Here is a 20,925-nt window from a genome sequence, read left to right on the forward strand (position 1 = left end):
AGTATGCTTAACCGGTTAAAACAACTTCAAACATCAACCAAAGGCTACATTGGCATTCCAATTGTCTTGCTAATGATTTTGGCAATGGTGATTTTACCTTTGCCTCCCCTGCTATTGGATGCGTTGTTTACCTTCAATATCGTCTTGGCAATCCTAGTATTGCTGGTCAGCACTACCGCAAAGCGACCATTAGACTTCTCAGTTTTTCCAACGATTTTGTTAGTCGCGACATTATTACGTCTTACACTGAACGTCGCTTCGACACGAATCGTACTCCTAGAAGGACATAATGGGGGGGATGCGGCAGGTAAAGTCATCCAAGCGTTCGGTGAAGTCGTTATTGGCGGTAACTACGTCGTTGGTATGGTGGTGTTTGTTATCTTGATGATCATCAACTTCGTCGTAATTACCAAAGGTGGCGAACGTATCTCTGAGGTGTCAGCGCGCTTTACTTTGGATGCCTTACCGGGCAAACAGATGGCGATTGATGCCGACTTAAATGCCGGTCTTATCGATCAGGAAACCGCTCGATTGCGTCGTAAAGAAGTCGCTAACGAAGCCGATTTCCATGGCTCGATGGACGGTGCCTCAAAGTTTGTGCGAGGCGATGCTATCGCTGGTTTGCTGATTCTGTTTATCAACATCATTGGTGGTATCAGCATCGGCGTCTTTGAGCATGGACTCGCAGCATCTGACGCCTTTAAAACCTACGCACTACTTACAATCGGTGATGGCTTAGTAGCTCAAATTCCATCACTTCTATTGGCAACGGCTGCAGCGATTATCGTTACGCGAATTAATGATAGCGATAATGGCATGTCGGAAACCATGCAAAAACAATTGCTGGCAACCCCGGCGACACTGTTTACCGTCGCAGGCATCATGGCTGTGATAGGCATGGTACCAGGCATGCCACATTTGGCCTTTTTTGCTTTCGCGGGTGCTTTAGCTTTCGCGGGTTGGCGTCAAACGAAAAAGCCCGTGCAAGACTCCCAAATCGAGGAGGTCGAAGCACTTTCACAAGCCATGCAAGAGGACGATACTCCACTTACGTGGGAAGATATTCCTCATGTTCAAACGTTGTCGCTTTCCCTGGGTTACCGTCTCGTTCACCTAGTCAACAAAGAACAAGGTGCACCTTTATCACAGCGTATTCGCGGTGTGCGCCGTAACCTATCTGAACAAGTCGGCTTTTTATTACCAGAGGTGCGTATTCGAGACAACCTAAGCCTTAAACCGAATCAGTATACAATTTCTCTCAATGGCGAAGTGATCGAACAAGGCTTTATCGAGCCAGAACGTTTGATGGCGATTGCAGTCGGAGAAACGTACGGTGAAGTAGATGGTATTTTGGGCAGTGATCCTGCTTACCAATTACCAGCAGTGTGGATTGAACATCAAGACAAAGCGAAAGCGTTGAACATGGGTTATCAAGTGGTCGATGATGGCACGGTCATCGCGACTCATATTAGCAAGATAATGAAAACAAACCTTGCAGAGTTGTTTACGCACGACGATGTTGAAGCCATGACGCAACGTTTGACACAGCAAGCACCGAAGTTAGCCGAAGCCCTAGCCGCGGCACTTAACCCTGCGCAGCAACTCAAAGTATATCGCCAGTTGTTACTAGACCAAGTGCCACTAAAAGATATTCGTACGATTGCTAACACGATGCTGGAGTCCGCAGAAAACACTAAAGACCCGATTTTACTGGCATCTGATGTGCGTTGCGCACTAAAACGCACGCTCGTAAACCTGATTGCGGGACAGAAAAACGAATTAAATGTCTATGCTCTCTCTGATGAACTAGAACAAATGCTACTGACTTCGCTACAACAAGCACAATCTTCTGGTACAGTAATGTTAGACAGCTTCCCAATTGAGCCAAATATTCTTGGTCAGTTCCAACAAAACTTGCCACTGATAAGACAACAGCTCAAACAACAGGGATTACCTCCGATTCTTCTCGTTATGCCTCAGTTACGTCCACTTCTGGCTCGTTACGCACGCACATTTACGCAAGGACTGGCAGTATTGTCTTACAACGAAATTCCAGAAAACAAACAAATCAATGTGGTAGGAAACCTTGGTTAATCTTATTTCAACACATGCGATGTACGAACATTTGGTTGGTCTCGCAGTACAACATATCGTCACGGATGACGATCAATTAGTATTTGATGCTTTAAAGCACAATGACATTCAACACGCGTGCCAAGCCATTCGCGAGACTCAATCAGGAGAGGTAGAATTCCAACACCTGACGTTGAGATTTGGCACGCGTGGCGAACAAAGCGTCTATCAATTCGAACTCTCTGAACAAATGCAGTACTGCCTAGATTTGTTCAGCCTTTATCTCGCATTGCGACAAACACAGTTTCAGCTAGAAGCCTTTCACCCCGACTTAATCAGTAACGTCGTCGTGCCGATAAGAATTGACGCATTACTATGGGAGCCAGGCATATACTTTCTCGAACAGATGATTCAGTTTCACTCTTCCGCTTTTCAACATGTGATTCCTTCTCTTCAAGCAGACAAAACGCTATGCGCCTATGATAAAGTCTCAGCGCTGATAGAGAAGTTAAGAGAAAACGCCTACTCACTTTGGTTTGAAGTCGCGACATCACAAGTGAACTTCGAACGAGTCGCTGACTTTAGCCCCGACATGATCAAACTATCGGTCACATTAGAGGATAAAGAAGAAAGACATGCTTTCCTACCGATTGCTAAGTTCTTAAGAAAGCACAAATACCCTTGGGTAGCCGGGCGGGTAGCGAGCCAAACAGAGCTAAACCGCTATCGCTTGTTAGGGGCCAATTATTACTTTGGTTATTTCAGTGACATCCCGACCTCCCTCTCTTTTCAATCTTTTGGTGAGGAATGACAGAATTTTAACTATTAATCTTTATAAAACAGCGCGAATTATTCGCGCTGTTTTTTTATTTATAACGAAGAACGACAATATTGATAGATGACTGCTTCCCTGATTAAGTCAGGCTTATTCAGGTTATTTGATGTTATATCTGTATTTTCATGGAATACAAGTCACTAAAAATCATCAATTTTGATCTTTTTTAGGAATTTTTTAATTTTCAAATTAATCATTAAAGCTGACCGACCGCCTCTAGTTAGTGACTAGGGAATATCCCGAGGCCTGAAAGATATAGTGACTAACTAAGGAGACTAAGATGGCTTTATCAATGCACACTAACTACGCATCGCTTGTAACTCAAAACACTCTGAACAACACAAGCGGTCTTCTAAACACCGCAATGGAACGTCTAAGCACAGGCTACCGTGTAAACTCAGCTGCAGATGACGCTGCTGGTCTTCAAATTGCTAACCGTCTAGAAGCACAAACGCGTGGTATGTCAGTAGCAATGCGTAACGCTCAAGACGGCATCTCTATGATGCAAACAGCTGAAGGCGCAATGGATGAGATGACTAACATCACATACCGTATGAACGACCTAGCAACACAGTCTTTGAACGGTTCAAATAGCGATAAAGACCGCGCGGCAATGGACGCAGAATTTAAACAGCTTACAGCTGAACTAAAGAACATCGTGGACAACACCTCTTTTGGTGGCCAAAAACTACTAGCAACTGGTGGTGGTTTTGAAGCTGGTGCAGTTACCTTCCAAATCGGTGCTTCTTCTGCTGAAACTCTAGATGTTGACGCATCTGCAAGCATCCAGAAAGTTGCAGCGACTCTTGCTGACGCAGCAATCACAGACGGTATCGGTGATACAACTAAAGCGAAAGCAGCTCTTGATAAAATCAGTGGCGCAGCTGGTCTAGTGGAAGATATCGGTGCTACTCGTGCTCAATTTGGTGCGAACATCAACCGTCTTGAGCACACTATGACTAACCTGGGTAACATGGTTGAGAATACTTCTGCTGCTAAAGGCCGTATCATGGACGCAGATTTCGCTGTAGAATCTTCAAACATGACTAAGAACCAAATGCTAATGCAAGCTGGTACGACAGTTCTGTCTCAAACTAACCAGCTACCTGGTATGGCAATGTCTCTACTTCGTTAATAACGAACTAGAAATAAAATATACCAAAATAAAAAGCCTCCCTATGGGAGGCTTTTTTATCACCTGCGAATATAAATATAGCTTTTATTCCCACGTTGCTCTTCCGGTACTCTAAAACCTATTTTCCGCATTATATTATGAAGCACTTTATTAAATAGCTCCAACTCAACTGTCTCGCTTCCCTGTCCTTGCTGATATGTTTTCAACTCAGGGAACTTGGATATCGCTTCTTGTAGGATACTTGCTAGTTCATCTGAATTAATATTTTGTTTGCTCAGTAACTTAGCACTAATAAACGTTTCGTAAGATCGAGCACATTTCATCAGTCGCAAAACAAATTCATTCATTTCTGCCGTTCTTATCTAAGTGTTAAACTAACGTTGGAAAAATATCTTCAAACACCAAATACATACCAAGTTAAAGATACCAAAAAGCGACATCCCACTATGTAGGAATAGTCCCAATAAAATAGCAGGAAGAACCTAAAATACCGCACTATTGATAGTTTACTTAAACTCCCTCCCCCCTAAAGTGGATTAAATAATTTAGTTTTTTAGTCGCCTTGTCTTATAAGGAAACACTAGATGTTTTCTAGAGGAAGGCGGAACACACTAGGTGGAAAATCTACTTCCTCTCAAATCCAGATAACATCGTAAGCTTATGTTTTAAAAGCTCATTTCAATTGGGCACGTATCTTGCGATAAGACATATATTCCAGGCATAGAGTTACGCCAATTACCGATGAGAGAGGGAATAAGCTCGTGAGTTCATTAGATCCAATATCCATGGCAACTAAGTTGGCTACGTACGACGTTCAACCATTTAAACAGCGCTATCAGCTACAAGCCGATAAATACCAATCTCAGTTATCTGCCTTGGGCAAAGTTGAAAGTGCAATGCGTGAGTTCCGAACTGCTCTCAAAGAGATGAACAGCAGTACTAGCAGCATCATTAAAAACTCAACAAGCATTTCTCAAGAAGGTTACTTTACAGCTAATGCTGACGCAAAAGCGCTATCCGGTAGCTACCAGATTTTCGTTGAACAAGTTGCAACATCACATCAAGTCTCTACAGGCATGCCTGCAGACCTTGACGCCACTACAGAGGTTCCGACTTCAGGAACTCTCGAATTCACCATCAACGGTGAAACGATGACACTTGATCTATCAACAGTCGATACTGACGGTGATGGTACAGCAACAATAAGTGACTTAGCGACTGCAATTAATAACGACAGCGATAACCCAGGTGTAAATGCAACCTTAGTGCGCTCAAACGGCCAGACTCACTTTATGCTTTCAAGCACTGAAACTGGTGTTGCTAACCAAATCAACGTATCGGCGTCTGGTACTGGCCAAGCCTGGTTTGAAGATGCATTCACAAACCTCAATCAGATAAGTGCTCCACAGGATGCTGTGATTTGGTTAGGAGCAGAAGGAACTGGGCTAAAACTAACAAACTCAAGCAATACGTTTGAAGGTGTTATCGATGGCGTAGATATTACCGTTACCAAGGCTCAAACCTCAGGAGAAACCGCTATTGGTTTAGGTATCGGAGCTGACGACGAAGCAACAAAAGAGCAGCTCAATAAGTTCGTAGAAGCCTACAACACATTGATATCTGCGATTGATGAGCACACGCAAATCGGCGGCGAAGATAAAAAGCGAGGCGCTCTGGCAAGCGATCCAACTATGCGTTCGATTGAAAGCCAGTTAACCAGCCTGGTTCGAGGTGAGCACGGCGGCATGCGCTTGAGCGAAATCGGTGTGACATTGGACCGCAATGGCAAAATGAAAGTGGACCAAGAAAAGTTTGCCGAGGCACAAAAAAACAACGGTGCGGGCTTGGAAGCGATGTTCAATGGCGACGGCGCTTTACTCGACTCTATTGATGCTATGGTCGAACCATTCCTCAAATTCTCTTCTGGAGCGTTCAAATCTCGTAAAGAATCGCTACAAGCAAACATTGATCGCATCTCAGATAAACAAACTACTTTAGAGCGTAAATACGACATGTCGTACAAGCGTTACCTAAAACAGTTCACTCAAATGAATACATTAATGACCCAAATGAACCAAACCATGTCAATGTTTGGCTAAGGCTTTAGGAGAATATCTCATGCTTATGGACTCTGGCTATGACTCGTACCAACAAGTCGATCTCGACGCGCAAGCGGCAGCAGCAAACCCACACCAATTAGTCATTATGTTGATCGATGGCTTACTTGATGAAGTTGAACGTATTCGTGGCCATTTGGCTGCGAATCGCTTGGCTGAGAAAGGTAACGGAATCAACAAATGTATGAACATCTTGATTGGGCTCACAAGCGCTCTAGATGATGAGAATGGTGGCGAAATTGCTGAAAACTTACGCCAGCTGTATGACTTCTGCCAAGTTGAGCTTTATTACGCCAGCGTGCAGAACGATGCGAATCGCTTGGTTAATGTCGAGCGTGTAATGGGTAACATTCGTGAAGGTTGGATGAATTTTGGACAACAAGCATAAAGTGTCGCCAGAGCGATTTCGTCATTTATCTCAGCTCATCCAATTCGCTACAAAAACAGCAGATTGGCATGCGCTTAAGCGCTATGACTTGCAGTTGCGAGAGCTATTGATCAGTCACAAACCTTTTTTGAAGGATCCTAAGCTTGCACCTGAAATTCAACGTGCCAAAACCGTTCATGCTGATGCATTCGCTAGATTAGAAAAGTCGAAGAACGAGTTAGAAAAAGAGATGAACATGGTCAATGACCATCAAGAGCGCGCTATGGCCTATCAATTAGCGATGACCATGGAGCTAACTCAATGATCGTATCTCCTTCAACTCAAATATCCGGCAATGCATCACCTAGCCATGAAGGCAACATAAAACAAGCAAGAGCTGTACACGGTTTTTCTCATAACCCTATGTCTGAGCATAGCCAGTATGACGGCCAAGGTTTCGCCTCAGCTTCAACCGTGCCGAGTTTTCATCTTACCGCTCCAGCTTTGGACAGCGAAGAAAAAGCGCATGCTCGTGGTTTGGATACTGACGAACACTCGGCTTCTGAAGCAGATACTCACCTGACAAGTACACTGGGTTCAACAGAATCACCTGATCTTGCTATGCAAGCTCAGGCTCTAACCCAGAGTATGCTCACTATGGCAGAAAAGCAGTCGGGTCAGTTCGGAAAAACTCCGCCTTTATCGGTAGCTAACGACGTCAAGTCTACAACACAAGACTCAAATAACGCCTTGCTAAACACCTCTCTAAAGCAACAAGAGGTGCAGCAAAGCCAACCGATGTCATCGAACTCGCGCCTATCAATCTCCAGTGCCGACTTTCAGACCCTATTGAGTCAACCAGCTCAAGGGCAACCAACGGCCTCACCACTCCAAGGACAAACACCAACGCCACAAGCCCCGAACACCGCCGTTGCCACGAGTCATATTCAAACTCAAGGCTCTGAGTGGGCGGCTGTGCGCGTTGACACCAGTGCTGGGAAATGGGGAGAGCAAATGATGCAAGTTCTGCATGACCGTGTGACTCTTCAAGCGCAACAAAATGTACAAGAAGCCAAAATCCGCCTCGACCCACCGGATTTAGGTAAGCTGGATTTACTTGTACGTGTTGAAGGCGACCGACTAAGCGTGCACATCAATGCCAATGCAGCCGCAACACGAGAAGCTTTAATGCAAGTGTCTGAGCGTCTACGCACAGAACTGCAAGAGCAGAACTTCGTCCATGTCGATGTCAACGTGGGCTCTGATCAAAGCCAGAGTCGCAATGACCAACATACAAATGAAGAAGACGCCACTATTTTCGCAGCACGAGAATCTGGTGCATTCCAAACTACAACAACAAACTATTCAGAACACTGGCTGAACACTCAAGCCTAGTTAATCCTCGAGGAAAAAGGTTATGACCAAACAACAAATGATCGCCCTGTTTATCGCCATGATCATCACCAGCGCCCTCGTTTCGGCCGCCACGATTATGGGCGGAATCTGGTACTTAAACAAACACGCTCAAGAGTCACCTGATTCTGGTTCCTTGATCGATGATTCTCCATTGTCATTTTTAGTCACAGAAGAACCGACAAGCAAAGGTCCTAGCTTCCATCCTTTAGACAAAGTCGTTTTAACCGTAAAAGGTAAAAAGCAAACTCACTTTGTCATGCTAGAACTAGCAATTGAAACACGCCGTCCTGAGCGTATCAAAGACATTGATGAATACATGCCAATGGTACAAAACTCATTATTAAAATTGTTTAGCGACAAAACATTTGATGAGTTACAGCAAGCGGGTGCCATCGATATTCTGCAAAACGAAGTAAAACAAACGCTTTTACTGGCTTTTGCTAAGACAGACATCGTTCGCGAAATCGACGATGTTTTGTTGACTAAATATGTTGTGCAATAACGGAGCACAACCATGTTAGACATGAATATACAAGACACCTATACCACAGAAGAGGAAGTGACGACGCCATCACGTCCAATTGACGAAAATGCACTACTGCAACGTCATCAAGTTATGGTGAAACGCGTCGTTAACCAGCTACGTGTTCATGCCACTTCTCACTGTAGTATTGAAGATATGCAGCAAATTGGCCTTATCGCTCTAGTTGAAGCTGGACGCCGATACGGCGATGTTGACGATCCTCATTTCCCTGCCTTTGCCGTGTGTCGCGTTCGAGGTGCAATTTTAGACGAATTACGCCGGCTAGATTGGCGCTCACGTAAAACTCGCCAACAGGCTCACGAACTCAATGACGTGACTCGAGATCTCACACGCTCTTTAGGTCGGATGCCCACGGATGCAGAAATCATCCAAGCTTTGGGGACGAATGAGCAGGACTATTATAACCGCCAAAATGCCGCCCTTGCGGGAGAGATGCAAAGCCTTGACCAACTGATGGAAAGCAGTGGTGATAGCTATATTGGCGGGCAATATGATGGCATGGAACATGAGCATATTCGTCGTAGTTTAGATAGCGCTTTAGGCAAATTGCCGAAGCGTGATCAATTGCTGCTTACTCTGTTCTATCAACATGAACTCAACTTACACGAAATAGCTCTGGTATTGGATCTGACACCACCTCGTATATGTCAGCTTCACAAACAAGCGCTGAAACAACTCAACCAATTAATGTCCTCTTAGGAGTCACAAGATGCAAAAGTTTTTTGGAGTCCTCACTATCCTGGTGTGCGTCTTCGGTGGATACATGTGGGCCGGCGGTAACTTAGGCGCTATCTGGCAACCAGCCGAATTCCTTATCATCATTGGCGCTGCTGCTGGTTCTTTGATCATCGGTAACCCACCTCACGTACTGAAAGAAATGCGTCGCCAAGTGCCTGCGACCATCAAAGGCCCGACAGAAGAGCATGAGTACTACATGGAATTAATGGCGCTGCTCAATAACTTGCTCGAGACAGCGCGCAACCGTGGTTATAAGTTCCTCGACTCTCACATTGAGTCGCCAGAACAGAGCTCTATGTTTCTCGCTTACCCGACGATTGCAGAGGATCATCGCCTAATTTCTTTCATTACTGATAATTTACGTTTAATGGCAATGGGACAAATGTCGCCTCATGAATTAGAGGGACTGCTAGAGCAAGAAATTGAAGCTATCCAAAACGAAATGCTTTTGCCTTCACGCTCATTACAGCGTACAGCAGAAGCCCTACCTGGCTTCGGTATTCTTGCAGCAGTTGGTGGCATCATTATCACCATGCAGGCCATTGATGGCTCAATCGCTATGATTGGTTATCACGTTGCAGCAGCTCTCGTAGGTACATTCATTGGTATTTTCGGTTGTTACTGTGGTTTAGACCCACTAAGTAACGCCATGGCTCAGCGAGTAAAACGTAATATGACTGCTTTTGAATGCGTACGCGCAACCTTGGTTGCCTACGTAGCGAAGAAGCCGACATTGCTCGCCATTGACGCTGGTCGTAAACATATTCAGCTAGACATCAAACCAACATTCAACCAAATGGAGAAGTGGTTAGCTGAACAGGAGGGATAATGCAAAAACAAGAGCATGTAGTGTTCAAACGTGCCAAAGCACACAGCCATGATGAACCTCATGGCGGCGCGTGGAAAGTCGCGTTTGCTGACTTCATGATCGCCCTAATGGCGCTGTTTCTTGTGCTTTGGGTTATGCAAGTGGTAGACAAAGAAGAGCGTAAAGCAATTGTCGCCCACTTACATAGCTCAAGCGTATTCGACAAGAGTTACGGTAATCCATTTGATACTTCACAAAGTATCTCTCCTATTGACTTGGCACAGGACTCTTCTGTGCCAAGTAAACACAATTCCAACCACGTGGTAAGCTCATACTTTCGAGGTGACGGCGATGGGCCAGAAATCGACTCGTTGATTCCTGGTAACTTCGATACTCAGGAGCAACTTGCAGCGCTGGCGAAAGTCATTGAACGAATGACCGCTCAGATTAACGCACAAGGAAATGTCAACGTCACCGTGACCCCACAAGGCCTACGTATCGTCCTTCAAGATGATTACAAACAGCATATGTTCAGTCGTGGTGGCGCAGAGCTGACCCCTTTCTTCGAAGACTTATTACTTGCACTTGCGCCTGTATTTCAGCGTGTGAACAACCCACTGATCATCAGCGGACATACGGATGCGATTCCATTTAAAAAACGCTTTGGTCGTCAATCAAACTGGGCGTTATCTGCATCTCGAGCTGATGTCGCAAGAAATACGCTGGTTGAAGGTGGCATGCCGGATGATCGCGTCATGCAGGTCACAGGCATGTCGGATAGAGCACTGCTTAACCCTGATGAACCAGATTCAAGCGAAAACCGCCGTATCGAGCTGTTCGTTTTAACGACGCCAGCAGCCAAAGTACTCGAAACTCTTTTTGGTAACCACCAAGAAAGTGAACTGCAAAAAGCGAAAGATAAAGCCGAATTTAACCAACCAGTCATTCGACAAGAAGTCATCAATTACTCGGGTGATACGGCCACCAACGAAGTAAATATTCAAGAATTATAACCTCAAAAGGTCACCTCGCCTGATGGTGACCTTTCTAACTGAAACCTCTGTTACTGTGACTTTTTAGTTGAGTTCTATATGCACATAACACCATCCGAAAACAAAAAACGCGATCTGTTGAAGAAAGCCTTTTTATGGTTAATTGTCTTCGACTACCTTTTATTGGCGTTTTTCTTAACTCAGCTGTCCAGTTTAACGCTTAACAGTGGGACCATGATTAGTATGCTGCTCGTCGTCTACAACGTCTTACTCGTTTCTCTGTGCTTTCAAAGAACCAATAAACAGGACTCTTATATTATCTACCCTGTTTTATCCGCGACGTTGTTGGCATTTGTCTGCTTTCTTTATTTCTTTTTTTTAATTTAGATACCAGACTCCACCATTGATTTGATTTTTAATGCTTTTTCGAAGTGGTCGAGCCGATGGGTCTGAATCCACCACGTAGCTGCCTCCATCAACCGTTCAGGATCATCATTTTTGTTGGCGAAAAACGCATAAAATGAGAGCCCAACCTGCTCACCTTTGCTTTCGATCTTTTTGTCACAGACCTCTATTATTTTGTCTCTCAATGAAGCTCTCATTTCTATTCCCTTACGCTAGTACATACTCGCTAACCATACGGTTGAAAGAAATCAGATCAAACGAACCTTTAATTTCAAAACGTACTCTTCCCACCTCACTCATGAAGAACTCAATTTCACAATCTAAGTCAAAAGTACCAGACGTCTCGATAGAAAATGCATTGATCTTGCTATAAGGCAGCGACGTGTAATCCACTTTTGAGCCCGTAATCCCTTGCACATTCGCCGCAATCACTCGCTTGTTGGTAAACACCACTTGGTCGCGAACCGTTTTAAAGCCCGCAAATACCGACTCGCCATCAATAAGAAACTTGTGAAAATCTTCCCTAACTTTTGATACCTCAATGGGTTTAAGCTTAAACACTGATGAATTGTCGAAATCGATCATAGTCATTCCTTTTTAGTTGATAGCGAACAAACTCAACGTAGCAGATACACAGACCGTTGCCTATCAGTTAAGTACCTCAAGCCTAGGAAAAAATTCAACAAAGTGCATTACTTCCACCCTTGCCGCCATAGCCCTGGGTCTTTCAGCTCTTGCCAATTCATCTCTTGCTCGCGTTTACTCATAATGGCTTCAATAACACATTTCACAACATTGCCGTCTTCATCCAGCTCCATTTCTGTTACGACAAAGTGCTTTTCTTTATTTTTAGGTGACGTCGCCGTCCATTTGCTGTGCAATAGTTTCTTGGGGTGAATTTTATTCATAGTGGTATACCAATTTAACTATCATCTTTATGTATACGACTGAATACCAAGAGAGAATCAGATTTTATTTTTAAGCATCCACGCAAAGAAAAAGCCGCAAAAGAGGTCATCCCCTAATGCGGCCTTACTTGCAACCCAATTAGGTCTTTTGACCGTTCAAACGAGGGTTTAAGTACTGACTCTGTAGCAACTGCAACGCCTTACCAACCAGCACAATCACCACCGCGCCGATCAGTACTGGCGTGAACAGAAAACTCCACCCCTGCCCCGATGCCATGATCAAGATTGGATTTGCGCCCGCAGGTGGATGCGTTGTCTTCGTAATCAGCATTGCTGACACTCCTAACCCAGTTGCAATCGCCAGCGTGATTGGCGTGATCTCAACGTATTGACTAAACGCAATACCGATAGATGCCGTAATGCAGTGACCAATGATCACATTTTTTGGTTGAGCGAGAGGGCTGCTAGGCACCCCAAACACCAACACCGCCGTAGCACCAAATGGCGCCATGAGAAGTACAACCTCAGTAAGAGACACCTCGGCGTAAGACAACACACCAATAGCCAATGTCGCACCAAGCCCCGCGACCAACGATAAAATTAAATTATTCATAAACACCCCAAAGTAGACCGAATTGTCTACAAATTAAAATAGACAAACCTGTCTACCTTTGTCAATATGTGTTTGTAGAACTTTTTGAGGACGTAGTTATGAACAAAAAGAAACAGTTATTGATCGATACCGCGTTGTCGCTGTTTTACAAACAGGGCATCAACTCCATTGGCATCAATGAAGTCCTTAAAGTATCTGGCGTGGCTAAACGCACGCTGTACAGCCATTTTGAAAGCAAAGAAGCGCTCATCCTTGCCGCACTAGAACAACGCCACCAAATCTTCATGGCGTGGCTAGAGGAGAAACTGTCATCAGCACTATCGAGCACAGACGTGATCGACCAGTTGTTTACCGCGCTAAACGGCTGGTTTCATGGTTCTGAGGAAAAGTTGGGCGAGTTTCGCGGCTGTTTCTTCATCAACACGTCCGCCGAATTCAGTGACGACAGCGGCGAGATTGCAACGTATTGCCGCCACCATAAACAACAGGTTCGTGAGCTAATTCAACGCTATCTCAAATCAGACAACACATCATTACTCGATGCCATTTGCATCATGAAAGAAGGTGCCATCACTACCGCTTACATGACAAAAGAGTACGACGACGTCACAAAGAAATGCGTGGAAATTTTGCACAAGCTGTAGCGGTAAGAAAGCAAGAAACGAAACGACCAAACACCAAACTGGCGAGAATGTTCAGAAATGGTAAGGTTATTTTATCAACCTAATGAGACACGCTTGATATGAAAATTGGCGAACTGGCACAAAAAACGGGCCTTGCTCCCTCGCGTATTCGATTTTACGAGCGCATCGGACTGCTAAAAACCGTGACCCGTAAAGCCAATGGGTACCGCGAGTATCCGCAAGAAGCGTTAATGATTCTGGACATGATCACAACGGGTCAGCAAGCTGGATTCAGTTTGGATGAACTAAGTGCGTTACTGCCATCCGACCTTTCTAACTGGGATCATCATCAGTTGTTGACAACCTTGCAGCAAAAAGTCCAAGAGCTAGACGAGCTTGAGCGAAAAATTGCGCAGAGTAAAAGCAAGTTAAAAGAAGTACTTAAAGAGATTGAAGCTAAGCCAGATGACATGGACTGTGCAATGAATGCAAAACGCGTCATGTCTCAACTTGGTCAAACGATTCTGACCAAAGAAAATCCCTCAAATAAAAAATAAGACCGTCACCAAGTCAAGGCAATGTTAACAAGCGAAGCCTTACTCTTGATGTTGAGTTAAAGATTCGCCAATTCCCCTGCCCGCCACTAAATTGAGTCTGTCAAAACCATTCGCCCTTAGCTCAGGTGTGCCATCTCCTTGTTTCTATACTCAATAAAAAATCAATCCAATTTATCCTCAAAATGTGGGTTGACCTTAAACCTAACTTTAACGTTAGGATGAATATCAAAGTAACACAGCAGGAGATTGGTGAATGCAAACGATATTGGGTGCAAGTGGGCAAATTGGCCGTGAGCTGGCATTAAGCCTAAAACGAGACTTTACGAGCGACATCCGATTGGTGAGCCGCAATCCGCATCGAGTCAACGAGACGGATCAACTGGTAAAAGCGGACTTGCTCGACGCGAAACAAACATCAGATGCCGTAAAAGGTTCTAGTATCGTTTACCTTACTGCAGGGCTACCAATGGATACCCAACTGTGGGTGGAACAGTGGCCAACAATAATGCGTAATGTCATCGCCGCATGTAAAACTCATCAAGCAAAGCTTGTTTACTTTGATAATACCTACATGTACCCGCAAACAGATACGCCTCAACAAGAAGATGCACCATTTCAACCCAATGGAGAAAAAGGTCGAATTCGTGCGGTCATTACTGACATGCTGCTAGAATCGATGAATAAAGGAGAAATCGAAGCCGTTATCTGTCGCGCTCCGGAGTTTTACGGCCCGGGGAAAACGCAAAGCATCACTAATTCCGCCATTATAGATAATCTACTTAACCAAAAGAGCGCAAAAGTGTTTTTACGTGATGACACCAAACGCAGCTTAATTTATACGCCAGACGCAAGCCGAGCGATGGCGCTAATTGGGAATACGCCCGATGCTTACGGACAAACTTGGCATTTGCCTTGCGATGATCGTCGACTGACGTATCGGGAGTTTATCGCTGTTGCAGCAAAGTTTTTTAACGTTCAACCGAAATACAAAGTCATCAAGCGCTGGCAATTGTGGCTAGCTGGGCGATTTAATCAAACCATTCGAGATGCAGCCGAGCTTTTGCCTCGCTACGAATCTGACAACCTTTTTGTTTCGGATAAGTTTCAGACTCGTTTTCCAGATTTTAAAATCACCACATTCGAACAAGGCTTGACCACAATTCAACAAGAAAAAGCCAATGACCAGAAACCTCTTTAAGCAGGCATTGATAGGAGCTGTTTGATGAAAGATAACACACCGGCATCATCCCCAGATCGTTGGATCATATACGGAGCCAATGGTTATACAGGCGCGCTGATTGCGAGAGAGGCCGTAAAACGGGGTCACCACCCAATCCTTGCAGGTAGAAGTTTAGAGAAAGTACAAAGCCTAGCGGCTGAACTAGGGCTGCAAAGTCTTGCTTTTTCTCTTGAGGATAAAAGCAGCGCGATCCAACATATTTCGGGCTCCTCACTGGTATTAAACTGTGCAGGCCCCTTTTCTTCGACAGCAAAACCGATGATGGAAGCGTGCCTAGAAGCAGGTGCACATTACCTCGATATTACAGGTGAGATCTCTGTATTTGAGTTTGCACAAACGCTGCAATCACAAGCAAATGAAGCTAGTGTCGTATTGTGCTCTGGTGTTGGTTTTGATGTTATTCCAACGGATTGCATTGCAGCCACATTGAAAGCTGCGCTACCAGATGCAACACACTTGTCTCTCGGTTTTGACTCTCGCTCTGGTTTTTCTCCGGGCACGGCGAAAACGTCTGTCGAAGGTTTGGCTCAAGGCGGAAAAGTGCGACTTAACGGAAAAATCACCACCGTTCCGCTAGCGTATAAAGTTCGCAACATTGATTTTGGTGACGGCGAAAAACTTGCTATGACCATTCCGTGGGGCGATGTTTCAACCGCCTATTACACCACGGGGATTGAGAATATTGATGTTTTTATTCCCGGATCGCCAAACATGATAAAAAACGCTAAACGAGCGAATTGGGTTCGCCCCCTTCTCGGCATAACCTGGGTACAAAGTCTCATAAAAAGCCGTATTGAAAGAACCGTAAAAGGGCCGAATGAGGAGCAAAGAAACCAATTACCCACATATGTGTGGGGTAAAGCAAGCAACAAACTCGGACAAAGCAAAACAGCACGGGTACAAACGGCCAATGGCTACAGCTTAACCGTAACGGGATCTCTGGCGATTGTAGAACACCTGCTACATACAAAGCCTGCAGCCGGTGTATACACACCCTCTAAACTTATGGGCTCCAGTTTTGTGTCGCAGCTTCCCGGTTCTAGTGACATAACCATTGAAGAGTAAACAAAAAGGCACCAATCGGTGCCTTCTGCATTAACAGGGGTTGAGGCCATCACAACTCGTGTTCGGTACGAGCGATGATGTCATCCTGCGCGTCTGGTGACAGCGCGGTAAAGAAGGCTGAGTAGCCCGCGACTCGCACGACAAGGTCACGATATTGTTCTGGGTTCTTTTTCGCCGCCAGCAAGGTTTCACGAGAAACGATGTTGTACTGTACGTGCCAACCTTTGTGGTGATTAAAGAAGGTACGAATCAGCATCGATAGCTTGAGCTTATCTCCTTCTGAAGCGACAGCCGCTGGGCTTAACTTCTGGTTAAGCAGCACACCACCCAAGATTTTATTAGCTTGAATTTTACCGACTGAGTTGTACACCGCCGTTGGTCCCAAACGGTCAGAGCCCGATGCTGGACTTGCGCCTTCTGCCAGTGGCGTTTTCGCTTTTCGACCATCTGGTGTTGCCATCGTGGATGCGCCAAATGGCACGTTAGCAGAGATGCTCGATGTTCCCGCGTAGTAGCCGCCACCAATTGGACCGCGCCCATGACGTGTATTGACAAACTGCGCCAACTCATCAATGTAAACCTGATAAGCATCAGCCAGCAATTGGTCGACATAATCGTCGTCATTGCCGTATTTTGGCGCGAAGTTGATTAAGCGTTGGCGAAGTTGTTCGTTCTCAATACCATCGAAGTCTTCTTCTAATGCTTTTGCCAATTCCGTTTGGCTGATTTGTGCTTCTTCAAACACCAAATGTTTGATCGCCGCCAAACTGTTACCTAAATTGGCGATGCCCACTTGCAGGCCAGATACCCAATCGTATTTCGCTCCGCCTTCTTTTACTGTTTTACCACGCGCCAAACAGTCATCCACCAGCGATGAGCAGAAAATATCTTGCGCTTGCTGCTCAAGCACACTGTCGACTACGGTATCGATCTCAATCGATTTACGTGTGTAGTAACGAATTTGCTTCGCCCAAGAAGCGGTGACTTGCTCAAAGCTCTCGAAGTTACCTTTTGCTAATGACTTATCATGCGGCAAGAAGGCTTTGCCCGTCGTTGCATCCACACCTTCGTTAAGCGCAGCCAGTAAAATACGCGCAAAGTTAATGAAGCTCATGCCCGTGCAACGGTAACCCCACTTGCCTGGAACAGCGGTTTCAATACAGCCAATAGACGCGTAGTTGTAAGCGTCTTCTTTCTCGACACCTAGCTTGATGAATTCTGGAATGACGATTTCATCGTTGTTGAATGCAGGCATACCGAATCCGCATTTGATCACTTCAATACAGCCCATCAAGAACTCTTGATTCAGACCTTCATGATAGCGAACACTCAAGTTCGGTTGCGTGGAACGTAGCTGACCACAAGACTCTAAAATCGCCCAAGATAGCGGATTTACGGCGTCTTCAGGTTCTCCATTCTCATTCAGCTTTTGTCCACCGATACAGACGTTTTGATACAACGGAGAACCTGCCGACGCTTTTGAGTGCGCACCAGAGCGAATCTTGTTTACTTCAAGCAATTTCAACCAACAGCTTTGCAATAACTCAAGGGCGAACGCTTTGTTCATCGTGCCACTTTCAAGATCACGCACGTAGTAGTCGTTTAGGAACTGGTCCATCCGACCGAATGAAACAGAGTGGCCATTCGATTCTATTTGCAGCATCAACTGCACAAAATAGCTCAGTTGCAGAGCTTGCCAGAAGTTGGTTGGCGCATGGAAAGCCACATGACGACAGTTTTCTGCGATTGTCTCCAGTTCTGCTTTCCTCTCTGGTCGAGTTTCGTTTTGTGCCATTTCCAGAGCGAGATCGGCGTAACTCACCATGTTCTCCTGAATCGCAAGCAAGACAATTTCGACGGACTTATAAAACTGCTCTTTCTTTAACCCTTCATACGTCGACACGTCGTTATTAGCGCGATGCTGGCGAACCTCATCCAACAGACCGTTCATACCGATCTTCAGGATTTTTTCGTTATCCACTGCAAGGTGCGCGTCGCCCGAAGTCATGTTGCCCTCGGCTTTAATGATAGTGCTGGCTAGGATCTCTTGTTGCTCGTCGGTAAAAAGTCCATAGCAGCGATCTTGAACCGTTTTACCGCGCCAGTATGGCGTAATGGCGTGAATGCTTTGTTTGTCTTCTTCACTTACCGCAAAACCAGCCCCAGGTCGGTCGGCCAGTTCGTCGATTTCCGCTTCAATCCAACGCACCGTGTATTCAGGGAAGATCGGCGCAGCGCGTACTTTGCTCGCTTGGTTACCGACAATCAGCTCGTCGTGCTTAATCCAAATGGTACGAGTGCGTAAGTGCTCTTGTAACGCCAACGCTCGTTGCACAATCACAGGTTTGTCTTCATTTGCCTGATACGCTCGAGTATAAGCCTCTGCGCGCTCGGTACAGATAGGCGGCGTTACGATGTTGACCAGTGCCGATTTGTGGGCTTTGATTCGCTCTGGAAGGGTATGTAGGTCCATGGTTAACCTCTAACAATCACGTTAAGTTGAGTATGTTCGCTTGCGTATTGCATTGCGTTTTCTAGCAGTTCTGGATTATTTAATGGTTTGTCAGAACACTCGTAAGGCATATCGAGCAAACGGTATTTATTGATGCCGAGGGTGTGATACGGCAACAAGTGGAGTTCTTGACAGCTTTCTAAAGAAGCAGCGAAGTCAATGATCGCTTTGAGCTCATCAATGGTGTCATTGAAGCCCGGCACAACCGGCACGCGAATAACAATACGTTTGGCAATTGGTGCCAATTTTCTAAAATTGTCTTTGATGCGTTTTAACGATCCCTTCGCCCAGCGGAGAAACTTTTCTTCGTCGGTGTGTTTAAGATCCGCTAACCAGCAATCAATATACGGCGCGACTTTTTCTACGTTTTTCCACGGAACATGCATGCACGACTCCACCGCCGTAGACACATGGTTTTGATGCAAACGTTCGGCAAGTTCTGCCACAAGACTTGGCTGCATCAGCGGCTCGCCACCAGAAAATGTCACGCCACCTTGGCTTTGATCGTAGAAAGGCTTGTCTTTCATCAACACTTCAAACAGGTCGTCCGATTTCGCCTCTTCTCCACATATGCTGAGCGCTTGTGTTGGACATACGTTTCGCAGCGCAATGATCTGCGCTTCGCTCATAGCTTTTCGATTGATGATGATTTGATCGTCAATGCGTCGGATACCATCGCTCGCCATATTGCCGTTTACGGTTTGTTTATAAGCCGATATACAAAGCTGGCAGTCCGCCATACAACTGCGCTCATCAAACAGCAGAGAGTGCTTTTCACTGCGGCTTTCTGGGTTTTGGCACCAAGGACAAGACAGACTGCATCCCTTCAGAAACAGAATGGTGCGAATACCATCACCATCGTGGGTCGAGAACCTCTGAATATTGAAATACATTGCTGTCCGCCTCTTGGTTTGCTCTTCTACTTTTCACGCTTTTCTTTTGCTGAAAGCTTCATTTGATAATGAAATATTGGCACTTAACTTTCGTTTTGTGAAATTATTATAGTTTCAATTGAAATTTCAATTGATCAAAATCAAGATCTCAGCGGATTGTCAGATCTATAGTGATCCCATCATCAAAACGAAGATTTTGTATAAGGCAGAACCCATGATCGAACTCTATTTAGATACTGCTGACGTGGCAGAAGTAAAACGCTTTAACCAATGCCTACCTCTGAAAGGGGTAACCACAAATCCAAGTATTTTGGCGAAATCAAAACAAGGCTTGAACCAAACCTTAGCTGGCATGCAAGAAGCGTTAGGGGGAACACCCCGTTTCCATGCTCAAGTGGTGAGTACTACTGTAGAAGGCATGGTGGAAGAAGCACGCCAAATCCATGAATTACCCTATGATATGGTCGTCAAAGTGCCAGCAACCGAAACGGGCTTAGCGGCAATTAAGTTAATGAAAAAAGAGGGAATTCAAGTGCTCGCCACTGCTATTTACTCTGCTCAGCAAGGTTTCCTTGCGGCATTGTGCGGCGCTGACTATCTTGCGCCTTATGTGAACCGTATTGATGCGATGAACGGAAACGGTGTAGAAGTGGTCGCAGACCTGCAATTGCTACTGGATCAAAACCAACTGCCTGCAAAAATTTTGGCAGCGAGTTTTAAAAATACCCAACAAGCGATGGAAGTGATGAAGTTGGGCATTGAAGCGATCACCTTGCCTGTCGATGTGGCCGCGCAGATGTTTTCTCATCCAGCAGTTCAGCCGGCTGTCGATCAATTTGATAAAGACTGGAAATCCGCGTTTGGCAACAAACTTTCATTTGAAAGTTAAGCATAAAATTATCGAAAGTCCCGTTCCTCCTCGATCGAGGGGCTTTTGATATGGGAATCTCTGAGAAAAAGTAACATTCGCGCAGGCAACTGTTTGTAGATGCGGCTTACGAAGAGATTCCCAGCCCACTAGTCTCACCTCTCCCTTCACGCAAAGCACTCTATTCGTAACATCACTACTGACGAACAACGCTCG

At 45.3% G+C, this 20,925-nt stretch carries 24 protein-coding genes; 17 read left to right on the forward strand and 7 right to left on the reverse strand.

Annotated features, from left to right (window positions below; genetic code table 11):
• Positions 1-3 precede the first annotated feature (3 nt).
• The 3 genes from flhA to lafA all read left to right on the forward strand — a co-directional run bounded on the left by flhA (position 4) and on the right by lafA (position 4,043).
• A complete protein-coding gene (flhA, locus tag OO778_RS19755) occupies positions 4-2,094 on the forward strand; it encodes a flagellar biosynthesis protein FlhA (RefSeq protein WP_006741984.1) in 2,091 nt (696 codons plus the stop codon).
• Between the two features lie 19 nt (positions 2,095-2,113).
• Entirely contained in the window at positions 2,114-2,884 is a 771-nt protein-coding gene (locus OO778_RS19760) for an EAL domain-containing protein (RefSeq protein ID WP_046875750.1), read from the forward strand.
• Positions 2,885-3,188: 304 nt separating this feature from the next.
• Positions 3,189-4,043, forward strand: coding sequence for a lateral flagellin LafA (gene lafA / locus OO778_RS19765; RefSeq protein WP_053807553.1), 855 nt, complete (start codon positions 3,189-3,191; stop codon positions 4,041-4,043).
• Between the two features lie 59 nt (positions 4,044-4,102).
• On the opposite strand, the gene OO778_RS19770 is transcribed toward lafA, so the two are convergent.
• Entirely contained in the window at positions 4,103-4,390 is a 288-nt protein-coding gene (locus OO778_RS19770; RefSeq protein WP_053807552.1) for a hypothetical protein, read from the reverse strand.
• 414 nt (positions 4,391-4,804) lie between these two features.
• On the opposite strand from OO778_RS19770, the gene fliD reads away from it, so the two are divergent.
• The 9 genes from fliD (at position 4,805) to OO778_RS19815 (ending at position 11,412) form a co-directional block, all read left to right on the forward strand.
• A complete protein-coding gene (gene fliD / locus OO778_RS19775; RefSeq protein ID WP_104970451.1) occupies positions 4,805-6,142 on the forward strand; it encodes a flagellar filament capping protein FliD in 1,338 nt (445 codons plus the stop codon).
• Between the two features lie 19 nt (positions 6,143-6,161).
• On the forward strand, positions 6,162-6,548 hold the full coding sequence (gene fliS, locus OO778_RS19780; RefSeq protein WP_005375014.1) for a flagellar export chaperone FliS: 387 nt from the start codon (positions 6,162-6,164) through the stop codon (positions 6,546-6,548).
• Positions 6,532-6,852: a hypothetical protein gene (locus OO778_RS19785; protein WP_005398525.1), complete on the forward strand. Its 321-nt coding sequence runs from the start codon at positions 6,532-6,534 to the stop codon at positions 6,850-6,852. The genes fliS and OO778_RS19785 overlap by 17 nt, the downstream gene beginning before the upstream one ends.
• Positions 6,849-7,922, forward strand: coding sequence for a flagellar hook-length control protein FliK (locus OO778_RS19790; RefSeq protein WP_104970450.1), 1,074 nt, complete (start codon positions 6,849-6,851; stop codon positions 7,920-7,922). Before OO778_RS19785 ends, OO778_RS19790 begins: the two co-directional genes overlap by 4 nt.
• 22 nt (positions 7,923-7,944) lie before the next feature.
• On the forward strand, positions 7,945-8,445 hold the full coding sequence (locus OO778_RS19795; RefSeq protein WP_005398533.1) for a flagellar basal body-associated FliL family protein: 501 nt from the start codon (positions 7,945-7,947) through the stop codon (positions 8,443-8,445).
• 12 nt (positions 8,446-8,457) lie between these two features.
• A complete protein-coding gene (locus OO778_RS19800; RefSeq protein WP_005396579.1) occupies positions 8,458-9,186 on the forward strand; it encodes a FliA/WhiG family RNA polymerase sigma factor in 729 nt (242 codons plus the stop codon).
• A 10-nt stretch (positions 9,187-9,196) separates the two neighbouring features.
• Entirely contained in the window at positions 9,197-10,054 is an 858-nt protein-coding gene (gene motA / locus OO778_RS19805) for a flagellar motor stator protein MotA (protein ID WP_005396580.1), read from the forward strand.
• Positions 10,054-11,046: a flagellar motor protein MotB gene (locus OO778_RS19810; protein ID WP_005396581.1), complete on the forward strand. Its 993-nt coding sequence runs from the start codon at positions 10,054-10,056 to the stop codon at positions 11,044-11,046. The genes motA and OO778_RS19810 overlap by 1 nt, the downstream gene beginning before the upstream one ends.
• Positions 11,047-11,124: 78 nt before the next feature.
• Entirely contained in the window at positions 11,125-11,412 is a 288-nt protein-coding gene (locus OO778_RS19815) for a hypothetical protein (RefSeq protein ID WP_031780567.1), read from the forward strand.
• On the opposite strand, the gene OO778_RS19820 is transcribed toward OO778_RS19815, so the two are convergent.
• The 4 genes from OO778_RS19820 to OO778_RS19835 all read right to left on the reverse strand — a co-directional run bounded on the left by OO778_RS19820 (position 11,409) and on the right by OO778_RS19835 (position 12,951).
• The gene (locus OO778_RS19820; RefSeq protein WP_104970449.1) at positions 11,409-11,627 is read right to left on the reverse strand and encodes a DUF6500 family protein; all 219 of its coding nucleotides are present in this window, start codon (positions 11,625-11,627) and stop codon (positions 11,409-11,411) included. The genes OO778_RS19815 and OO778_RS19820 overlap by 4 nt on opposite strands.
• Positions 11,628-11,637: 10 nt before the next feature.
• Positions 11,638-12,015 carry a PH domain-containing protein gene (locus OO778_RS19825; RefSeq protein WP_005396583.1) on the reverse strand — a complete coding sequence of 126 codons (378 nt, stop codon included), beginning with the start codon at positions 12,013-12,015 and terminating at the stop codon, positions 11,638-11,640.
• Between the two features lie 107 nt (positions 12,016-12,122).
• Complete coding sequence (locus OO778_RS19830; protein ID WP_104970448.1) at positions 12,123-12,338, reverse strand: TIGR02450 family Trp-rich protein; 216 nt, start codon at positions 12,336-12,338, stop codon at positions 12,123-12,125.
• Positions 12,339-12,477: 139 nt separating this feature from the next.
• Positions 12,478-12,951 (reverse strand): HPP family protein, encoded by a 474-nt coding sequence (locus OO778_RS19835; RefSeq protein WP_005396586.1) that lies wholly within the window; start codon positions 12,949-12,951, stop codon positions 12,478-12,480.
• 98 nt (positions 12,952-13,049) lie between these two features.
• Here OO778_RS19835 and OO778_RS19840 point away from each other — a divergent pair, with 98 nt between their 5' ends.
• The 4 genes from OO778_RS19840 to OO778_RS19855 all read left to right on the forward strand — a co-directional run bounded on the left by OO778_RS19840 (position 13,050) and on the right by OO778_RS19855 (position 16,436).
• Positions 13,050-13,595 (forward strand): TetR/AcrR family transcriptional regulator, encoded by a 546-nt coding sequence (locus tag OO778_RS19840; RefSeq protein ID WP_104970447.1) that lies wholly within the window; start codon positions 13,050-13,052, stop codon positions 13,593-13,595.
• 98 nt (positions 13,596-13,693) lie between these two features.
• Positions 13,694-14,131, forward strand: a complete 438-nt coding sequence (locus tag OO778_RS19845) for a MerR family DNA-binding transcriptional regulator (RefSeq protein WP_006741992.1) — start codon at positions 13,694-13,696, stop codon at positions 14,129-14,131.
• Positions 14,132-14,384: 253 nt separating this feature from the next.
• Entirely contained in the window at positions 14,385-15,329 is a 945-nt protein-coding gene (locus OO778_RS19850; RefSeq protein ID WP_104970446.1) for an SDR family oxidoreductase, read from the forward strand.
• Positions 15,330-15,353: 24 nt separating this feature from the next.
• Positions 15,354-16,436 carry a saccharopine dehydrogenase NADP-binding domain-containing protein gene (locus OO778_RS19855; protein ID WP_104970445.1) on the forward strand — a complete coding sequence of 361 codons (1,083 nt, stop codon included), beginning with the start codon at positions 15,354-15,356 and terminating at the stop codon, positions 16,434-16,436.
• Positions 16,437-16,485: 49 nt separating this feature from the next.
• On the opposite strand, the gene OO778_RS19860 is transcribed toward OO778_RS19855, so the two are convergent.
• The gene (locus tag OO778_RS19860; protein ID WP_104970444.1) at positions 16,486-18,909 is read right to left on the reverse strand and encodes a formate C-acetyltransferase/glycerol dehydratase family glycyl radical enzyme; all 2,424 of its coding nucleotides are present in this window, start codon (positions 18,907-18,909) and stop codon (positions 16,486-16,488) included.
• Between the two features lie 2 nt (positions 18,910-18,911).
• A complete protein-coding gene (locus OO778_RS19865) occupies positions 18,912-19,841 on the reverse strand; it encodes a glycyl-radical enzyme activating protein (protein WP_005396594.1) in 930 nt (309 codons plus the stop codon).
• 214 nt (positions 19,842-20,055) lie between these two features.
• On the opposite strand from OO778_RS19865, the gene OO778_RS19870 reads away from it, so the two are divergent.
• Entirely contained in the window at positions 20,056-20,730 is a 675-nt protein-coding gene (locus OO778_RS19870; RefSeq protein WP_006741998.1) for a fructose-6-phosphate aldolase, read from the forward strand.
• Positions 20,731-20,925: the final 195 nt, after the last annotated feature.

This window comes from Vibrio sp. STUT-A16 (genome assembly GCF_026000495.1).
GTDB lineage: Bacteria > Pseudomonadota > Gammaproteobacteria > Enterobacterales > Vibrionaceae > Vibrio > Vibrio diabolicus.